General features: G+C 65.3%; 14 protein-coding genes. All 14 read left to right on the top strand.

The features are described 5' to 3' along the window. The first annotated feature begins 2 nt into the window (after nt 1–2). The 14 genes from ACK4FK_RS03170 (at nt 3) to ACK4FK_RS03105 (ending at nt 16,607) form a co-directional block, all read left to right on the top strand. Nucleotides 3–1,358 (top strand): MFS transporter, encoded by a 1,356-nt coding sequence (locus tag ACK4FK_RS03170; protein WP_409740990.1) that lies wholly within the window; start codon nt 3–5, stop codon nt 1,356–1,358. 23 nt (nt 1,359–1,381) lie between these two features. Beyond that, nucleotides 1,382–5,113, top strand: a complete 3,732-nt coding sequence (locus ACK4FK_RS03165; RefSeq protein ID WP_409740987.1) for a nitrate reductase subunit alpha — start codon at nt 1,382–1,384, stop codon at nt 5,111–5,113. 26 nt (nt 5,114–5,139) lie between these two features. Next, the gene (gene narH / locus ACK4FK_RS03160; protein WP_409740984.1) at nt 5,140–6,651 is read left to right on the top strand and encodes a nitrate reductase subunit beta; all 1,512 of its coding nucleotides are present in this window, start codon (nt 5,140–5,142) and stop codon (nt 6,649–6,651) included. Nucleotides 6,652–6,656: 5 nt separating this feature from the next. Next, entirely contained in the window at nt 6,657–7,340 is a 684-nt protein-coding gene (narJ, locus tag ACK4FK_RS03155) for a nitrate reductase molybdenum cofactor assembly chaperone (protein WP_409740981.1), read from the top strand. Nucleotides 7,341–7,357: 17 nt separating this feature from the next. After that, nucleotides 7,358–8,056, top strand: coding sequence for a respiratory nitrate reductase subunit gamma (narI, locus tag ACK4FK_RS03150; RefSeq protein WP_409740978.1), 699 nt, complete (start codon nt 7,358–7,360; stop codon nt 8,054–8,056). 11 nt (nt 8,057–8,067) lie between these two features. Beyond that, nucleotides 8,068–8,826: a peptidylprolyl isomerase gene (locus ACK4FK_RS03145; RefSeq protein WP_409740975.1), complete on the top strand. Its 759-nt coding sequence runs from the start codon at nt 8,068–8,070 to the stop codon at nt 8,824–8,826. 6 nt (nt 8,827–8,832) lie between these two features. Then, complete coding sequence (locus ACK4FK_RS03140) at nt 8,833–9,561, top strand: carbonic anhydrase (RefSeq protein ID WP_409740972.1); 729 nt, start codon at nt 8,833–8,835, stop codon at nt 9,559–9,561. Next, complete coding sequence (locus ACK4FK_RS03135) at nt 9,558–10,766, top strand: NnrS family protein (protein ID WP_409740970.1); 1,209 nt, start codon at nt 9,558–9,560, stop codon at nt 10,764–10,766. Before ACK4FK_RS03140 ends, ACK4FK_RS03135 begins: the two co-directional genes overlap by 4 nt. Nucleotides 10,767–10,796: 30 nt before the next feature. Then, complete coding sequence (gene ytfE, locus ACK4FK_RS03130) at nt 10,797–11,453, top strand: iron-sulfur cluster repair protein YtfE (protein WP_409740968.1); 657 nt, start codon at nt 10,797–10,799, stop codon at nt 11,451–11,453. Nucleotides 11,454–11,583: 130 nt separating this feature from the next. Then, complete coding sequence (locus tag ACK4FK_RS03125) at nt 11,584–12,606, top strand: thiamine pyrophosphate-dependent dehydrogenase E1 component subunit alpha (RefSeq protein ID WP_409740965.1); 1,023 nt, start codon at nt 11,584–11,586, stop codon at nt 12,604–12,606. Next, a complete protein-coding gene (locus ACK4FK_RS03120; protein ID WP_409740962.1) occupies nt 12,597–13,556 on the top strand; it encodes an alpha-ketoacid dehydrogenase subunit beta in 960 nt (319 codons plus the stop codon). Before ACK4FK_RS03125 ends, ACK4FK_RS03120 begins: the two co-directional genes overlap by 10 nt. Nucleotides 13,557–13,667: 111 nt before the next feature. Further along, entirely contained in the window at nt 13,668–14,717 is a 1,050-nt protein-coding gene (locus ACK4FK_RS03115) for a DctP family TRAP transporter solute-binding subunit (RefSeq protein ID WP_409740959.1), read from the top strand. Nucleotides 14,718–14,817: 100 nt separating this feature from the next. Next, the gene (locus ACK4FK_RS03110; RefSeq protein WP_409740956.1) at nt 14,818–15,327 is read left to right on the top strand and encodes a TRAP transporter small permease; all 510 of its coding nucleotides are present in this window, start codon (nt 14,818–14,820) and stop codon (nt 15,325–15,327) included. Next, complete coding sequence (locus tag ACK4FK_RS03105) at nt 15,324–16,607, top strand: TRAP transporter large permease (protein WP_409740953.1); 1,284 nt, start codon at nt 15,324–15,326, stop codon at nt 16,605–16,607. The genes ACK4FK_RS03110 and ACK4FK_RS03105 overlap by 4 nt, the downstream gene beginning before the upstream one ends. The last annotated feature ends 1 nt before the right edge of the window (nt 16,608 follow it).

Genomic DNA, 16,608 nt, shown 5'->3' with positions numbered 1-16,608 from the left:
CCATGACCATTGCCACCGACAACACCCCAAGCCGCGGCGGCCACTGGCTGAGCCGCTGGGAACCCGAGAACCAGCAATTCTGGGACAGCACCGGCAAGGCGATTGCCTGGCGTACGCTGATCATCACCACGGCCAACCTGACCATGGCCTTCATCGTCTGGTTCATGGTTTCCGCCCTGGTGGTGCGCCTGCCCGGCGCCGGTTTCAAGCTGACCCAGAGCGAGTTGTTCTGGCTGGCGGCCATGCCCGGACTGGCCGGCGGCACGCTGCGTATCTTTCAGACCTTCCTGGTGCCGCTATACGGCACGCGCAATGTGGTGGCGATCTCCACGCTCAGCCTGCTGATCCCGGCTATTGGCTGGTTCTATGCCGTGCAGGACCCGACCACGCCCTACTGGGTGCTGATGGTGCTGGCTTTCCTGGCCGGGCTGGGTGGCGGCAACTTCTCGTCCTTCATGCCCAGCACAAGCCTGTTCTTCCCCAAGCGCCTGCAGGGCACGGCACTGGCGATCCAGGCGGGCATCGGCAATTTCGGCGTCAGCATCGTGCAGTTCGTCACGCCCTGGATCATCGGCATGGCCCTGTTCGGCAGCCTGGCCGGCGAACCGCTGGATTTCACCCGCGCCGGCGTGCAGAGCAAGATCTGGCTGCAGAACGCCGCGCTGGTCTATGTGCCGCTGATCGCCCTGTTCGGCATCCTGGCGTGGTTCATGCTGCGCAGCGTGCCCGTGCGCGCCAATTTCCGCGACCAGCTCGACATCTTCAAGCTCAAGCACGGCTTCTTCATGACGACGCTGTATGTCATGACCTTCGGCTCGTTCTCCGGCTTCTCGGCCACTTTCCCGCTGCTGATCCGCCAGACCTATGGCGGTTTCCCGAACGCCCCGGATCCGCTCGCCTATGCCTTCCTCGGGCCGCTGATCGGTTCGATCATGCGCGTCATCGCCGGTCCACTGTCGGATCGCTTCGGCGGCGCCATCGTCACGCAATGGTCGGGCATCGGCCTGATCGTCTGCGCCGTGGGCGTCACCTTCTATACCTCGCCCACCTCGCTGGCCGACTTCCCGTATTTCCTCGCCTTCATGCTGGGCCTGTTCTTCTTCTCCGGCATTGGCAACGCCTCGACCTTCAAGCAGATGCCGATGCTGTTCGAGCCGCGTCAGGCCGCGGGCGTGATCGGCTGGACCAGCGCGATCGCCGCCTATGGCCCTTTCGCGGCCGGCATCATGCTGGGCTACTCGATGACGCTGTTCGGCTCGCCGAACGCCTTCTTCTACTGGGCCGCTTTCTATTACGCGGTCAATGTCGCCATCAACTGGTGGTATTACGCCCGCAAGGGCGCCGAGCGTCCCTGCTGACGCGAGCCAATGGAGCCCCAACCATGAGCCGCTTTCTCGATCGTCTGACGTATTTCCGCAAACAGGTCGGTGATTTCTCCAACGGGCACGGACTGGTCACCACCGAAGACCGCGCCTGGGAAGATGCCTACCGCAACCGCTGGGCCCATGACCGCATCGTGCGTTCGACGCATGGCGCCAACTGCACCGGTTCCTGCTCGTGGAAAATCTATGTGAAGGGTGGCATCGTCACCTGGGAGACGCAGCAGACCGACTATCCACGCACGCGGCCCGATCTGCCCAATCACGAACCGCGCGGCTGTTCGCGCGGCGCCAGCTATTCCTGGTACCTCTACAGCGCCAACCGGGTGAAGTATCCGATGATCCGCGGCCGACTGATGCGGCTGTGGCGCGCGGCGAGGCAGACCCACCGCGATCCGGTGGCGGCCTGGCAGTCCATCGTCGAGGACAAGGCCAAGGCCAAGGAATACAAGTCGGCCCGCGGCCTGGGCGGTTTCGTGCGCGCCACCTGGGACGAGGTGAACGAGATCATCGCCGCCTCGAACGCCTACACGATCAAGGCATTCGGACCCGACCGCATCATCGGTTTCTCGCCGATCCCGGCCATGTCGATGGTGTCGTATGCGGCCGGCAGCCGGTATCTGTCGTTGATCGGCGGCGTCTGCATGAGCTTTTACGACTGGTATTGCGATCTGCCGCCGAGCTCGCCGCAGACCTGGGGCGAACAGACCGACGTGCCGGAATCGGCCGACTGGTACAATTCCACCTTCCTGATGCTGTGGGGTTCGAACGTGCCGCAGACGCGCACGCCGGACGCCCATTTCATGACCGAGGTGCGTTACAAGGGCGCCAAGGTGGCGGTGGTGACGCCCGATTATTCCGAGGCCTCGAAATTCGCCGACCTCTGGCTGCATCCCAAGCAGGGCACCGATGCGGCGCTGGCCATGGCGATGGGCCATGTGATCCTGAGCGAATACCACGCCAGGGGCCGCAGCGAATATTTCCAGGATTACTGCCGGCGTTATACCGACATGCCGAACCTGGTGATGCTTGTCGAGCGCGACGGCCGTCTGGTGCCGGACCGGTTCCTGCGCACCTCCGATTTTGCCGACAACCTGGGCCAGACCAACAACCCGGACTGGAAGACCGTCGCCATCGACGAGAAGACCGGCAAACTGGTCGCGCCGATGGGCTCGATCGGCTTCCGCTGGGGCGAGCAGGGCAAATGGAACCTGGAGGAGAAGGAAGCCGGCGGCGGCGAGACGAAATTGCGCCTGGGCCTGAAGGGCGTCGAGGACGAGTTAAAGGCGGTGGCCTTCCCGTATTTCGGCGGGATCGCCCATGAGCATTTCAATCACAGCGTCCACCCCGATGTGATCGAGCGCAAGATCCCGGTCAAGCGGATCGAGACCAAGAACGGCCCGGTTCTGGCGGCTGCAGTCTACGATCTCTTCCTGGCCAATTACGGCGTTGATCGCGGCATCAATGATCCGAACACCGCAAAAAGCTTCGACGAGGATCTGCCCTACACGCCGGCCTGGCAGGAGCGCATCACCGGCGTGCCGCGCGAACAGGTGGTTGCCGTGGCGCGCGCCTTCGCCGACAACGCCGACAAGACCAAGGGCAAGTCCATGGTCATCCTCGGCGCGGCGGTGAACCACTGGTACCACGCCGACATGAACTACCGCGGCATCATCAACCTGCTGGCGATGTGTGGTTGCGTCGGCCAGTCGGGTGGCGGCTGGTCGCATTACGTGGGCCAGGAAAAACTGCGCCCGCAATGCGGCTGGCTGCCGCTGGCTTTCGCGCTGGACTGGCATCGTCCGCCGCGCCAGCAGAACTCCACGTCGTTCTTCTACGCCCATACCGGCCAGTGGCGGTATGAGAAGCTGGCGGTGGAGGAAATCCTGTCGCCGGTGGCGCCGAAGAAGCTGACCGGCTCGCTGATCGACTTCAACGTGCGGGCCGAACGCATGGGCTGGCTGCCCAGCGCGCCGCAGATCGAGCGCAATCCACTGCAGCTTGCCAAAGATGCCGCGGCGGTCGGGCAGGAACCCGCACCCTATCTGGTGGAGAAGCTGAAAAGCGGCTCTGTCCGCATGTCCTGCGAGGATCCCGACAATCCGGCCAATTTCCCGCGCAACATGTTCGTCTGGCGCTCCAACATCCTGGGCTCCAGCGGCAAGGGTCACGAGTATTTCCTGAAATACCTGCTCGGCACCCAGCATGGCGTGCAGGGCAAGGATCTGGGCCAGGAGGGCGGCCGCAAGCCGGAAGAATTGGTCTGGCGCGACGGCGCGGAAGGCAAGCTTGACCTGCTGGTGACACTGGATTTCCGCATGTCCACCACCTGCATGTATTCCGACATCGTGCTGCCCACGGCCACCTGGTACGAGAAGCACGACATGAACACCTCCGACATGCATCCCTTCATCCACCCGCTGTCGGCGGCGGTGGATCCGGCCTGGGAAGCGCGCAGCGACTGGGAAATCTTCAAGGGCATCGCCAGGAAGTTTTCTACCGTCTGCGAGGGCCATCTCGGCGTCGAGAAGGATGTCGTGCTCACCCCGCTGATGCACGACACGCCGGCAGAACTGGGCCAGGCCTTCGATCCGAAGGACTGGCGCAAGGGCGAGATCGAACCCATTCCGGGCAAGACCATGCCGCAGATCACGGTGGTCGAACGCGACTACCCGAACACCTATAAGAAGTTCACGGCGCTCGGCCCGCTGATGACCAAGATCGGCAATGGCGGCAAGGGCATCAACTGGAACACCGAGCATGAGGTGACCTTCCTGGCCAAGCTGAACGGCAAGGTCACCGAACCGGGCATCACCCAGGGCCTGCCGAAGATCGAGACCGACATCGATGCGGCGGAGGTGATCCTGTCGCTGGCACCGGAAACCAACGGCGAGGTGGCGGTGAAATCCTGGGCGGCACTCTCCAAGGCGACCGGCCGCGACCATACCCACCTGGCGATACCGCGCGAGGACGACAAGCTGCGCTTCCGCGATCTGCAGGCGCAGCCGCGCAAGATCATCTCGTCGCCGACCTGGAGCGGTCTGGAATCCGAGCATGTCAGCTACAATGCCGGCTATACCAACGTGCACGAGTTGATCCCCTGGCGCACGCTCACCGGTCGCCAGCAGCTCTATCAGGATCATCCCTGGATGCTGGCCTTCGGCGAGGGGTTGACCAGCTACCGCCCGCCGATCGACACGCGCAGCGTGGCCGAGGTGCATGGCAAGCGCAGCAACGGCAACCCGGAAATCCTGCTCAACTTCATCACGCCGCACCAGAAATGGGGCATCCACAGCACCTATACCGATAACCTGATGATGCTCACGCTCTCGCGCGGCGGGCCGATCGTCTGGCTCAGCGAGGTGGATGCCAAGAAGGCCGGCGTCGAGGACAACGACTGGGTCGAGGTTTTCAATTCCAACGGTGCCTTGGTGGCGCGCGCGGTGGTCAGCCAGCGCGTCAACGAGGGCATGATCCTGATGTACCACGCCCAGGAGAAGATCGTGAATGTGCCGGGCAGCGAGATCACGGGTGCCCGCGGCGGCATCCATAACTCGGTGACGCGCGCCACGGTCAAGCCGACCCACATGATCGGCGGCTATGCCCAGCTCAGCTACGGCTTCAATTACTACGGCACGATCGGCACCAACCGCGACGAATTCGTCGTAGTGCGCAAGATGGCCAATGTGGACTGGCTGGACGGCCCGCGGCCCGGCACCGCGGCGGCTGAATAGACCGGCTCGACCAAGGAGATCGCCCCATGAAAGTCCGTGCTCAAATCGCCATGGTCCTCAATCTGGACAAGTGCATCGGTTGCCACACCTGCTCGGTCACCTGCAAGAATGTCTGGACCTCGCGCGAAGGCGTCGAATACGCCTGGTTCAACAACGTCGAGACCAAGCCTGGGATCGGCTACCCGAAGGAATGGGAAAACCAGGACAAGTGGCAGGGCGGCTGGAAACGCACCCGCGGCGGCAAAATCGAGCCGCGCATCGGCGGCAAGTGGCGCATCCTGGCGAAGATTTTCGCCAATCCGCACCTGCCCGAGATCGACGATTATTACGAACCCTTCACCTTTGAATACGACCACCTGCAGACGGCGCCGGAATCGGAAGCCATGCCGGTGGCCCGTCCGGTGTCGCTGATCACCGGCAAGCGGATGGAAAAGATCGAGTGGGGCCCGAACTGGGAGGAAATCCTCGGCACCGAATTCGCCAAGCGCTCGAAGGACAAGAATTTCGAGGGCATCCAGAAGGAAATCTACGGGCAGTTCGAGAACACCTTCATGTTCTACCTGCCGCGGCTGTGCGAGCATTGCCTGAACCCGGCCTGCGTCGCCGCCTGTCCCTCGGGCTCGATCTACAAGCGCGAGGAAGACGGCATCGTCCTGATCGACCAGGACAAGTGCCGCGGCTGGCGCATGTGCGTCAGCGCCTGCCCCTACAAGAAGATTTACTACAACTGGAAGTCCGGCAAAGCCGAGAAGTGCATCTTCTGCTTCCCGCGCATCGAGGCGGGCGAACCGACGGTTTGCTCGGAAACCTGCGTCGGCCGTATCCGCTATCTCGGCGTGCTGCTCTACGATGCCGACCGCATCGAGGAAGCCGCCAGCGCGCCGACCGAGCAGGATCTGTATCAGGCCCAGCTCGACATCTTCCTCAACCCGCATGATCCGGCGGTGATCGAACAGGCCCGCCGCGACGGCGTGCCGGAGAACTGGCTGGAGGCGGCCCGCAATTCGCCGACCTACAAGATGGCGATCGACTGGAAGATCGCCTTCCCGCTGCATCCGGAATACCGCACCCTGCCCATGGTGTGGTATGTGCCGCCGCTGTCGCCGATCCAGGCCGCCGCCGATGCCGGCAAGATCGCCATGGCCGACGAGATCGCCGATGTGCGCAGCCTGCGCATCCCGGTGAAGTATCTGGCCAACCTGCTCACCGCTGGCGCTGAGGAACCGGTCGTGCAGGCGCTGGAGCGCATGATGGCCATGCGGGTGTTCATGCGCAGCCGCCATGTCGAGGCCAAGGAGAACAAGGCCGTGCTTGAGCAGGTGGGCTTAAGCCTCGCCCAGGTCGAGGACATGTACAAGATCATGGCGATCGCCAATTACGAGGATCGCTATGTGATCCCATCCACCCATCGCGAATATGCCGAAAACGCCTTCGACCTGCGCGGCGGCTGCGGTTTCTCCTTCGGCGCCGGCTGCTCCGGCGGCAAGGAACCGGCCAACCTGTTCGCGCCGGGCCGTCAGGCCGCGGCCGGGGAGTGATCACCATGCGTATCCTCAAAGCCTTGTCGGCCCTGCTCGACTATCCCACCGCCGATCTGCAGGCGGCCCTGCCGGAAATCCGCGCCATCATCGAGGCGGATCTCAAGCCCAGTCCGAAGATGGCCGGCGCCCTCGGCAATCTGGTGGCCGAGCTCGGTGCCGCCGACCTGATGGCCCTGCAGGAGCGTTTCACCAGCCTGTTCGACCGCGGCCGCTCCGTCGCCCTGCATCTGTATGAGCATGTGCATGGCGATTCGCGCGACCGTGGCCCGGCCATGGTGGCGCTGATCGAACTCTACCGCAGCCACGGTTTTGAGCCGCATCCGCGCGAACTGCCCGATTACCTACCGCTGCTGCTGGAATTCCTCAGCCAGATCGATCCCAAGGAGGCCCGCGCCATCCTGCGCGATGCGGCGCCGATCTTCGCGCTGCTGCGCGACCGGCTGGAGAAGCGCCAGTCGGCCTATGCGGCCGTGCCCGCCGCCCTGCTCGCGCTGGCCGATGCGGGTGCCGTTGTGGCGCCGGCGCGGCCTGCGGAAGAGGACGATGACAGCTTCGAGGCACTCGACCGCGCCTGGGAGGAAGCCGCCGTCACCTTCGGGCCGGACAATGATCCGACCCGCGCCGGCAATGGCTGCGGCAAGGCCTCGGCCTGGGTGCAGGCCATGAACAACCCATCCCCGCGCTGAGACCGGAGGAACAGACCATGATGCAGTATGTCGAGCATTTCCTGTTCGGGATCTATCCCTATATCGGCCTCAGCGTCTTCCTGATTGGCAGCCTGGTGCGATTCGAACGCGGCCAATACACCTGGCGCAGCGGTTCCAGCCAGATGCTGCGGGCCCGCCAGCTCCGCTGGGGCTCGAACCTGTTCCATATCGGAATCCTGTTCCTGTTCTTTGGCCATCTCGTCGGCCTGCTCACGCCGCATTGGCTGTATGAGCATTTCATCACCGCCGGCGCCAAGCAGATGGTGGCCGTGGTTTCCGGCGGCACGGCCGGCGTGATCTGCTTCATTGGGCTGACCCTGCTGCTGCATCGTCGCCTGACCGATCCGCGCATCCGCGCCACCTCGTCGCCGATGGATATCGCCATCCTGCTCGTGCTGTGGCTGCAGCTTGTGCTCGGTCTCATCACGTTGCCCTTCTCGGTGCAGCACAGCGATGGCAGCACCATGCTGGCCCTGTCGGAATGGGCACAGCGCATCGTCACCTTCCGTGGCGGTGCGGCCGAATTGGTCATGAATGTCGACTGGCCGTTCAAGCTGCATCTGGTGCTCGGTATCACCATCTTCGTGCTCTTTCCCTTCAGTCGCCTGGTGCATATCTGGAGCGCGCCGGTCGGCTATGTCTTCCGCAGTTATCAGGTCGTGCGGCGCCGCTCGCCGGCCCGGCCGAGCCTGTAAGGAGAGCAGTCATGGACGTCATCCGCGTGAACGATGTGGCCATCGACGAAGCCGCCGTGCTGGCCGAGATGCAGTATCATCCGGCCGCCACGGCGGAAGAGGCCGGCCGCCGCGCCGCCGAGGCGCTGGCGGTACGCGAACTGCTGCTGCAGCGCGCCGCCGTCCTGGGCTTGAACCGCGAATCCGAGGATGCCATCGATCGCCTGATCGCGGCCGAGGTTTCTCTGCCGGCGCCGGACGAGGAAAGCTGCCGACGCTATTTCGACGCCAACCGCAGCCAGTTTCGCAGTCCCGCGCTTTACGAGGCCCGCCATATCCTGCTGGCGGCGATGCCGGATGACGAGGAGGAGCGAGAGGCGGCCCGAATCCAGGCGGAAAGACTGATCGCGGTGCTGCAGCGGGACCCGGAACTGTTCAGCCAGCTTGCGCAGCAGCACTCCGCCTGTCCGTCGAAAGACTCCGGCGGCCATCTGGGGCAGTTCGCCAGCGGCAGCACGATCCCTGAATTCGAAACCTTCCTGGACAGCCTGGAGGTCGGCCAGCTTTCGCCCGTGCCGGTGCCCAGCCGCTATGGTTTCCATGTTCTGCAGCTCCTGCAGCGCGAGGCCGGTCGAGAGATGGCATATGAGCAGGTGCGCGAGCGCGTCGCGGATTATCTGGCCGAGTCTGTCTTCCGTACGGCCATCCGCCAGTACATATCCGTGCTGGCGGCCGAAGCCGAGATCACCGGCGTGGCCCTGGCCGGCGCCGACTCGCCGCTGCTGCAGTGATACGCTATGCCGGACCGCGAACACAGTTCCGGCACGCTTGCGCTGCGCCGCCTGCTGCGCGGCTTCGAGCATTTCCATGACAGCTTCTTCGAAGGCGACGACCGGCCGTATGAAAAGCTGGTCAGCGAGGGCCAGTCGCCGCGCGTTCTGGTGATCGCCTGTTCGGACTCGCGCTCCGATCCGGCGCTGCTCACCGAAGCCCAGCCCGGCGACCTGTTCGTGGTGCGCAACGTGGCAGCCCTCGTGCCCGCCTACGAAAAGCCGCGCGGCGTACCGAAGGGCACCAGCGCCGCAGTGGAATTCGGCGTGCGCGCGCTGGAGGTCGATCACATCATCGTGCTGGGCCATTCCCATTGCGGCGGCATCCGCTTTCTGGCCGAGCGCCGCGGCGGCAGCGCCGATTTCGAATTCCTGCCCGACTGGGTCGCCATGGCCGGCGAGATGGTGACGCAGATGGAAAACCTTGCCAGCGAAGCCGGCGAGGCCGAACGCCTGCGCTGGCTGGAGAAAGCCGCCATCGACCTGTCATTGCGCAACCTGCAGAGCTTTCCCTGGATCGCCGAGCGCGTGAAGGCCGGCCGGCTTGCCCTGCATGGCTGGCATTTCGATCTCCAGCACGGCCAGATTCAGGCGCTCGATGGCGCCAGCGGCCGCTTCCGCGCCGTCGCGCCCGGCGAATTGCCGTCGCCGGCCTGCGGCTGTTGCGAAGGCCTGATGGAACTGGTGGGACGATGACGCAGGCGAGCGCTGCCGCAGAGCGCAATAAAACCGCATCGGGCTGGCCAGCCATCCTGCAAAGCGGATTCCGGCCCTTCTTCCTGCTCGGCGGACTGCAGGCCAGTCTTTTCATCCTGCTGTGGACGGCAGGCTGGGCCATGGGCTTGGACCTGCCGCTGGGCGACAGCCCCATCCTGTGGCACGGGCATGCGATGCTGTTCGGCTTTGCCGCCGCGGCATTGGCCGGTTTCCTGCTGACGGCGGTGCCGAACTGGACCGAGGCCGGGCCGGTGCGGGGCTTCCGGCTGCTGCTGCTGGTCGGCTTCTGGCTGATGGCGCAGATTCTGTCGCTGTTGCCCTGGGCCGCGCTCTTTGCCGCCGCGGATGTCGGATTCTGGCTGCTGCTGATCGCCTTCATCGGGCCGGGCATCCTGAAGCGCAATGCCAGGCGCAACGGCGTCTTCGTCGTGATCCTGTCGGCGCTGGCCGGTCTCAATCTGCTCTGGCATCTGTCCCTGCAATACGGCTGGCAGGATATGGCCATGCTCAGCCTGCAGGCGGCGCTGGGCTTGTTCCTGCTCGCCATCGGCATCATCGGCGGCCGCATCATTCCCGCCTTCACCATCGGCGGCCTGCTGCAGGCCGGCCACAGCGTTTCCATCGTGCCAGCCCCCAAGCTGGGCCTGGCGGCCAACGCGGCGCTGGTTGCAGCCCTGGCGGGCAAGCTGGCGGCACTGCCTGTGCAGGTCCAGGTCGGAGCCTGCCTGCTGGCTGCGCTGCTGCATGGCTGGCGGCTGCTGCATTGGTGGCGGCGCGAGGTTTTGCAGCTGCCGATCATCTGGTCGCTGCATCTGGGCTATGCCTTCCTGCCGCTCGGCTTCGCGCTTGAGGCCGCCGGCGCGGCCGGCCTGGTGCCGGGCCCGACCGGCATCCACGCCCTGGGCAGCGGCGGTGTCGGCCTGATGATCCTGGCCGTGATGACGCGCGCCTCGCTCGGCCATACTGGCCGCCGACTGGCCGCGCCGGCTTCCGCCACTGCGGCCTACCTGCTGGTCGCCGCCGGCGCGCTGGCGCGCGTGATCGCCGCGGCAGTTCCGGAACTGGCCTTCGGCCATCTTCTGCTGGTGGCCAGCGGCCTGCTCTGGTCGGCCGGTTTCGCCGCCTTCGTGTTCGGTTATGCGCGCATCCTGATCCTGCCCCGCATCGACGGCCGCCCGGGCTGATATCCGGGCTGAAGAAGAAAGGAAACCAAGATGGATACCCAGACCTACGGCAATCGCAGCCTGGCCGATATCGCGGCGAAACTGCCCGGCGCCACCGGCGTGTTCCGCGCACACAAGCTGGATTTCTGCTGTGGCGGCGGCATCAGCCTGAAGGAGGCGGCTGCCCGGCGCGGCCTTGCCGTGGCCGAACTGGAGGGCGAGCTGAAGGCGCTGGATTCCGGCGCACCGGCCGATACCCCGGCCGAAACGGCAGAGCTGATCGAGCATATCCTGGTCCGTTATCATGCCGTGCACCGGGCCGAGCTGCCCGAGCTGATCCGCCTGGCGCGGCGCGTGGAGGCCGTGCATCGCGACCATCCTGCCGTGCCCGCTGGGCTTGCCGATCTGCTGGCCGACACGCTGCAGGAACTGGAGACCCACATGCAGAAGGAGGAGATGATGCTCTTCCCGATGATGAAGCAGGGTGGCCATCCGATGATCGGGCATCCCATCGCCGTGATGCAGGACGAGCATGTGGAACATGGCGAGCGCCTGCGCCTGATCGAGGCGCTGACCGATGGCGGCGTGCCGCCGGAGGGAGCCTGCACCACCTGGCGGGCGCTTTATGCCGGCACGCGCAAGCTGGTGGACGACGTGATGGAGCATATCCACCTGGAGAACAACCTGCTCTTCCCGCGCTGGCTTTGAGCCGCAGGGGCTGTCGGGCCTGGATTCTCAGGCATGTTTCTGCGCTTTTGCGCAGCCGCGTCGATTGATCATTGTACGATCCATTGCTACGGTCGGGGCAACGAGAACACAAAGTCCCGAGAACAGGCCCGTGAACCCGCCCAACATTCCGGCAGCCGAGCTGCTGGAGCTCTATCGCATGATTTGCCGCATCCGCGCCTTCGAGGATGCGGCCGAGGAGGCGAGCAGGGGCGGCGTCGCTGCCTTTGGCCAGCAGGCCGCCGGCCAGGCGCATGTGCGCGGCCCGCTGCATCTCTCCACCGGGCAGGAAGCCGTGGCCGCCGGCGTCTGCCGCCATCTGCGCGCCACCGACTATCTCACCTCCACCCATCGCGGCCATGGCCACACGCTGGCCAAGGGTGCCGACCTGACGCGCATGATGCACGAGCTGTTCGGCAAGGCGACCGGTTTTTGCGGCGGGCGCGGCGGTTCGATGCACATTGCCGATTTTTCGGTCGGCATGCTGGGCGCCAACGGCGTCGTTGCCGCCGGCATTCCGATTGCGCTGGGTGCGGCGCAGTCGATCAAGATCCGCAAGGCGGACGCCATCGCCGTCACTTTCTTCGGCGACGGCGCCATCAACCGCGGACCGTTTGCCGAAAGCCTAAACTGGGCTGCCGCCTTCCGGCTGCCGATCCTGTTCGTCTGCGAAGACAACCAGTGGTCCGCCACCACCAAGACCGGCGCGATGTCGGCCGGCGAGGGCGCGGCGGCGCGTGCGCGCAGTTTCGGCATCGAAGCCGCCGTGGTGGATGGCAACGATGCCGGCGCGGTCAGCGAAACCGCGCGGCAGATGATCAATGACATCCGCGCTGGCGGCGGGCCGCGCCTGCTGCATGCCCGCACCTATCGCTTCAAGGGCCATGTCTCGGTCGATCCCGCTGCCTACCGCGATCCGAAGGAACTGGAAGCGGCATTGAAATCCGATCCGCTGCTGGTGACGGCGGCGCAGTTGCGTGCCCATGGCATGGATCAGGCCGGGATCGACGCGGTGCTGCAGGCCGCGCGCAATGAGGTCGCCGCCGCCATCGAAACCGCCATACTGGCGCCCTGGCCGCAGACGGATGCGGCTTTCTCGCATATCCAGGATACGGGGGCGGGACAATGGCTGTGATGAGCTATGCCGCCGCTGCCGCCGCGTCGCTCGGCGATGCCATGCGGCAGGATCCGTCCGTCGTGGCGCTGGGCGAGGATATCGGTCGTGGCGGCATCTTCGGCCAGTATCGTGGCCTGCAGGAAAGCTTCGGCCCCGAGCGGGTGATCGATACACCGATTTCCGAGGCCACGATCATGGGCGCCGCCGTCGGCATGGCGCTGACCGGTCTGAAGCCGGTGATCGAACTGCGGGTAATCGACTTCGCGCTGTGCGCCATGGACGAGATCATCAACCAGGCTGCTAAAAACCGCTTCATGTTCGGCGGCCAGGGCCGCGTACCGGCCGTGATCCGCATGCCCATCGGCATCTGGAGCGCCTCGGCCGCCCAGCATTCGCAGTCGCTGGAGGGCTGGTTCGCCCATGTGCCGGGCCTTGTGGTGGTGGCGCCCTCAACGCCGCAGGACAATTACGCGCTGCTGCAGGCGGCGCTGCAATGCGGCGATCCGGTTACCTATTTCGAGCACAAGGAACTCTGGGCCCTGGAGGGCGAGGTCGATCCGGCCGCCGCCGTCCCGCTGGGCAGGGCGGCCATCCGGCGCGCCGGCAACGACCTGACCATTGTGAGCTGGAGCAAGGCGGTGCATTGGGCGCTGGAAGCGGCCGAGGCGCTGGCGCGGGAAGGCGTCAGCGCCGAAGTGATCGACCTGCGCACGCTCTGGCCCTGGGATCGCGAGGCCGTCTTCGCATCCGCAGCGAAGACCGGCCGGGTGCTGGTGGCGCACGAGGCGATCCAGGTGGCCGGTTTCGGCGCCGAAATCGTGGCGACCCTGGCCGAGCGGGGCAACGTCAGGGTGGCGCGGCTGGGCGGATTGCGCGCTCCGGTGGGTTATGCGCCGGTGCTGGAAGCGGAGGCGCGCGTGACGCCGGCACGCATCGCGGCAAAGGCGCGCGAGCTGCTTGCGCGATGAGCAGCGCAGGAAAGCGGCACATGCTTCGCTCCGTGTCCGTACCGTCTTGGCGCGCCGCATGGAATGCTGTATTGGCTGAACAACAAGAATAAACACTGGAGGAAACGGACCATGGATCGTCGCACGTTGCTCAAGGCCGGCATCGCCGGCACCGCGCTTTTCGCCGCGCCCGCCATCATCGGCCGCAGCGCCTATGCCAGCACCTACAAACCTGAATACAAGCTGTCCACCGTCGTCGGTTCGGCTTTTCCCTGGGGCAAGGGCGGCGACATCTGGATCGAGCTGGTTAAGGAGCGCACCCAGGGCCGCATCAACATCAAGATGTATCCCGGCGTGTCGCTGGTGAACGGCGACCAGACCCGCGAATTCACTGCGATCCGCCAGGGCGTGATCGACCTTGCCATCGGCTCGACCATCAACTGGTCGCCGCAGATCAAGCAGCTCAATCTCTTCTCGCTGCCCTTCCTGGCGCAGGACCATGCCGGCCTCGATGCCATGGTGCAGGGCGAAGTGGGCAAGGAGATCATGGGCCTGGTTGAAAAGAACGGCGTTGTGCCGCTGGCCTGGGGCGAGAACGGCTTCCGCGAGGTATCGAACTCCAAGCACGAGATCCGCAAGCCGGCCGACATGAAGGGCCTGAAGTTCCGCGTTGTCGGCTCGCCGATCTTCAACGACACCTTCACCGCGCTTGGCGCCAATCCGACGCAGATGAGCTGGGCCGATGCTCAGCCGGCGCTGGCTTCCGGCGCGGTCGAGGGCCAGGAAAACCCGCTGCATGTCTTCACCGCGGCCAAGCTCAACACCCTGGCGCAGAAATTCGTCACACGCTGGGGCTACGTGGCCGATCCGCTGATCTTCGTCGCCAACCAGGATGTGTGGAAATCCTGGAGCGCCGACGACCAGAAGATCGTGCGCCAGGCCGCCATCGACGCCGGCAAGCAGGAAATCGCCATCGCCCGCAAGGGCCTCACCGCCAATGACAGCTCCTTCGTCAAGGAAGTCGAGGCGCTGGGGGTCAAGGTCACCGAACTGACGGCCGCCGAGAAGGATGCCTTCAAGCAGGCGGTCAAGCCGGCCTATGACAAGTGGGTGCAGCAGATCGGGCCCGATCTGGTGAAGAAAGCCGAAGCCGCGGTGGCGGCGGCCCGCAAGAAGGCCTGAACGACGCAGCGATCGGCGCAGGCCGGAAGCGAGGCCGGGATTTCCCGGCCTTTGCTTTTCCGGCCCGTCGCTGCCGGTTGCCTGTATTGGGGGGAGCAGCGTGCAGGAATCCTCGAAACCCGATCCATCCATGGCGCCGCAGCCTCCGGGGCGCGGCCGGCTGCGCTGGGAAGACTGGGTTGGCGCGTTGGTCATGCTGCTGCTGGCGGCGATCACCTTCGCCAATGTGATCACGCGCTACTTCACCAGCCAGTCCTTCGCCTGGACCGAAGAGATATCCGTCTCGCTGATGGTGATCCTCACCATGGTCGCGGCCAGCGCCGCCGTGGCCCGCGACCGCCATATCCGCATCGAGGCATTCTTCGAGCGCGGCTCGGCCCGCCGCCGTCGCGCGCTCGCCCTGGTCTCGGCGGCGGCCACCGCGCTGGCCTTCGTCATCCTCACCGTGCTGGCGGCGCGCTTCGCCTATGACGACTACCGCTTCGACGTGACCTCGCCGGGCATCGGCGTGCCGCAATGGTGGTACAGCATATGGCTGCCGGTGCTGTCGGCTGGCATCGCCGTTCGTGCCGCGCAGGTCTTCTGGCGCAAATGGCGGGGTCAGCCATGATCGGCTTTGCCATCTTTGCCGTTTTCATCGTTTTCATGCTGGCCGGCGTGCCCATCGGGGTGGCGCTGATGCTGGGCGGCGCACTCGGCATCTGGCTGGCCGATCTGGGCATGATGTCGCTGCCGAACAATTTCTATGCCGGCATCGCCAAATATCCGCTGCTGGCCCTGCCGATGTTCGTGCTGGTCGGTGTGATCTTCGAGAAATCCGGCGTGGCCGAGCGCCTGGTCAATCTGGCCATCGCCATCGTCGGCCGCAAGCCCGGCCGCCTGCCGGTGGTGGCCATCGCGGTTGCCATGCTGCTGGGCGGCATTTCAGGCTCGGGTCCGGCGACGGCGGCGGCGGTTGGTGCCGTGATGCTGGCCGCGATGGCGCGCGCCGGCTATCCGCCGGCCTATTCCGCCACGGTGATCGGCGCGGCGGCGGCAACCGACATCCTGATTCCGCCGTCCATCGCCTTCATCGTCTATTCCGTTCTGGTGCCGGGAGCTTCCGTGCCGGCGCTGTTTGCCGGCGGCATGATTCCGGGCGTTCTGGCGGGCCTCGCACTGATGATTCCGGCGGTCTGGCTGGCAAGACGGCATGGCTTCGGCCTGGCTGACATCGATACCCGGCGGCCGCCTTTCTGGCCCTCGCTGCGGGCGGCCAGTTGGGGGCTGGCCGCGCCGGTGCTGATCCTGGGCGGTATGCGGATGGGCTGGTTCACGCCTACCGAGGCCGCGGTGGTGGCGGTCGTCTACGGCCTTTTCGTCGGCATGGTGATCTATCGCACCATCCGTATGAAGGAACTGCTCGACATTCTGGTCGATGCGGCCGAGACCTCGGGCATCATTCTGGTCGTGGTGGCCCTGGCCAGCATCTTCGCCTATGCGGTGAATACGCTGGGGATCGTCGATCCGATCGCCAGGGCCATCACCGGCAGTGGCCTGGGTTCCTACGGAACGCTGGCGATGATCGTGGTGGTGCTGCTGTTCGTCGGCATGGTGCTAGACGGGATTTCGATTTTCCTGATCTTCCTGCCCATCCTGCTGCCGATGATGAAGGCCTTTGCGTGGGACCCGGTCTGGTTCGGCGTGCTGCTCACCTATATGGTGGCGATCGGCCAGTTCACGCCGCCGATGGCGGTGAATCTGATGGTGTCGTCCAAGCTGGCCGGCGTGCCGATCGAGCAGACGGCGCGCTGGGCGGTCTGGTTCGTGCTGGCGATGCTGCTGGCCCTGATTCTGCTGATCGCGGTGCCCGATGTGGTGTTGTGGCTGCCGCGCAGCCTGGACTACTGAT

It is taken from the genome of Ferrovibrio sp. (assembly GCF_046297895.1).
GTDB lineage: Bacteria > Pseudomonadota > Alphaproteobacteria > Ferrovibrionales > Ferrovibrionaceae > Ferrovibrio.
This window is presented reverse-complemented; position numbering and strand designations above follow the sequence as displayed.

Bases quoted from the DNA above. Each gene is read 5' to 3' on its own strand.
- ACK4FK_RS03170 (WP_409740990.1), top strand. From the start codon at position 3: ATGACCATTGCCACCGACAACACCCCAAGCCGCGGCGGCCACTGGCTG.
- ACK4FK_RS03165 (WP_409740987.1), top strand. From the start codon at position 1,382: ATGAGCCGCTTTCTCGATCGTCTGACGTATTTCCGCAAACAGGTCGGT.
- narH (WP_409740984.1), top strand. From the start codon at position 5,140: ATGAAAGTCCGTGCTCAAATCGCCATGGTCCTCAATCTGGACAAGTGC.
- narJ (WP_409740981.1), top strand. From the start codon at position 6,657: ATGCGTATCCTCAAAGCCTTGTCGGCCCTGCTCGACTATCCCACCGCC.
- narI (WP_409740978.1), top strand. From the start codon at position 7,358: ATGATGCAGTATGTCGAGCATTTCCTGTTCGGGATCTATCCCTATATC.
- ACK4FK_RS03145 (WP_409740975.1), top strand. From the start codon at position 8,068: ATGGACGTCATCCGCGTGAACGATGTGGCCATCGACGAAGCCGCCGTG.
- ACK4FK_RS03140 (WP_409740972.1), top strand. From the start codon at position 8,833: ATGCCGGACCGCGAACACAGTTCCGGCACGCTTGCGCTGCGCCGCCTG.
- ACK4FK_RS03135 (WP_409740970.1), top strand. From the start codon at position 9,558: ATGACGCAGGCGAGCGCTGCCGCAGAGCGCAATAAAACCGCATCGGGC.
- ytfE (WP_409740968.1), top strand. From the start codon at position 10,797: ATGGATACCCAGACCTACGGCAATCGCAGCCTGGCCGATATCGCGGCG.
- ACK4FK_RS03120 (WP_409740962.1), top strand. From the start codon at position 12,597: ATGGCTGTGATGAGCTATGCCGCCGCTGCCGCCGCGTCGCTCGGCGAT.
- ACK4FK_RS03115 (WP_409740959.1), top strand. From the start codon at position 13,668: ATGGATCGTCGCACGTTGCTCAAGGCCGGCATCGCCGGCACCGCGCTT.
- ACK4FK_RS03105 (WP_409740953.1), top strand. From the start codon at position 15,324: ATGATCGGCTTTGCCATCTTTGCCGTTTTCATCGTTTTCATGCTGGCC.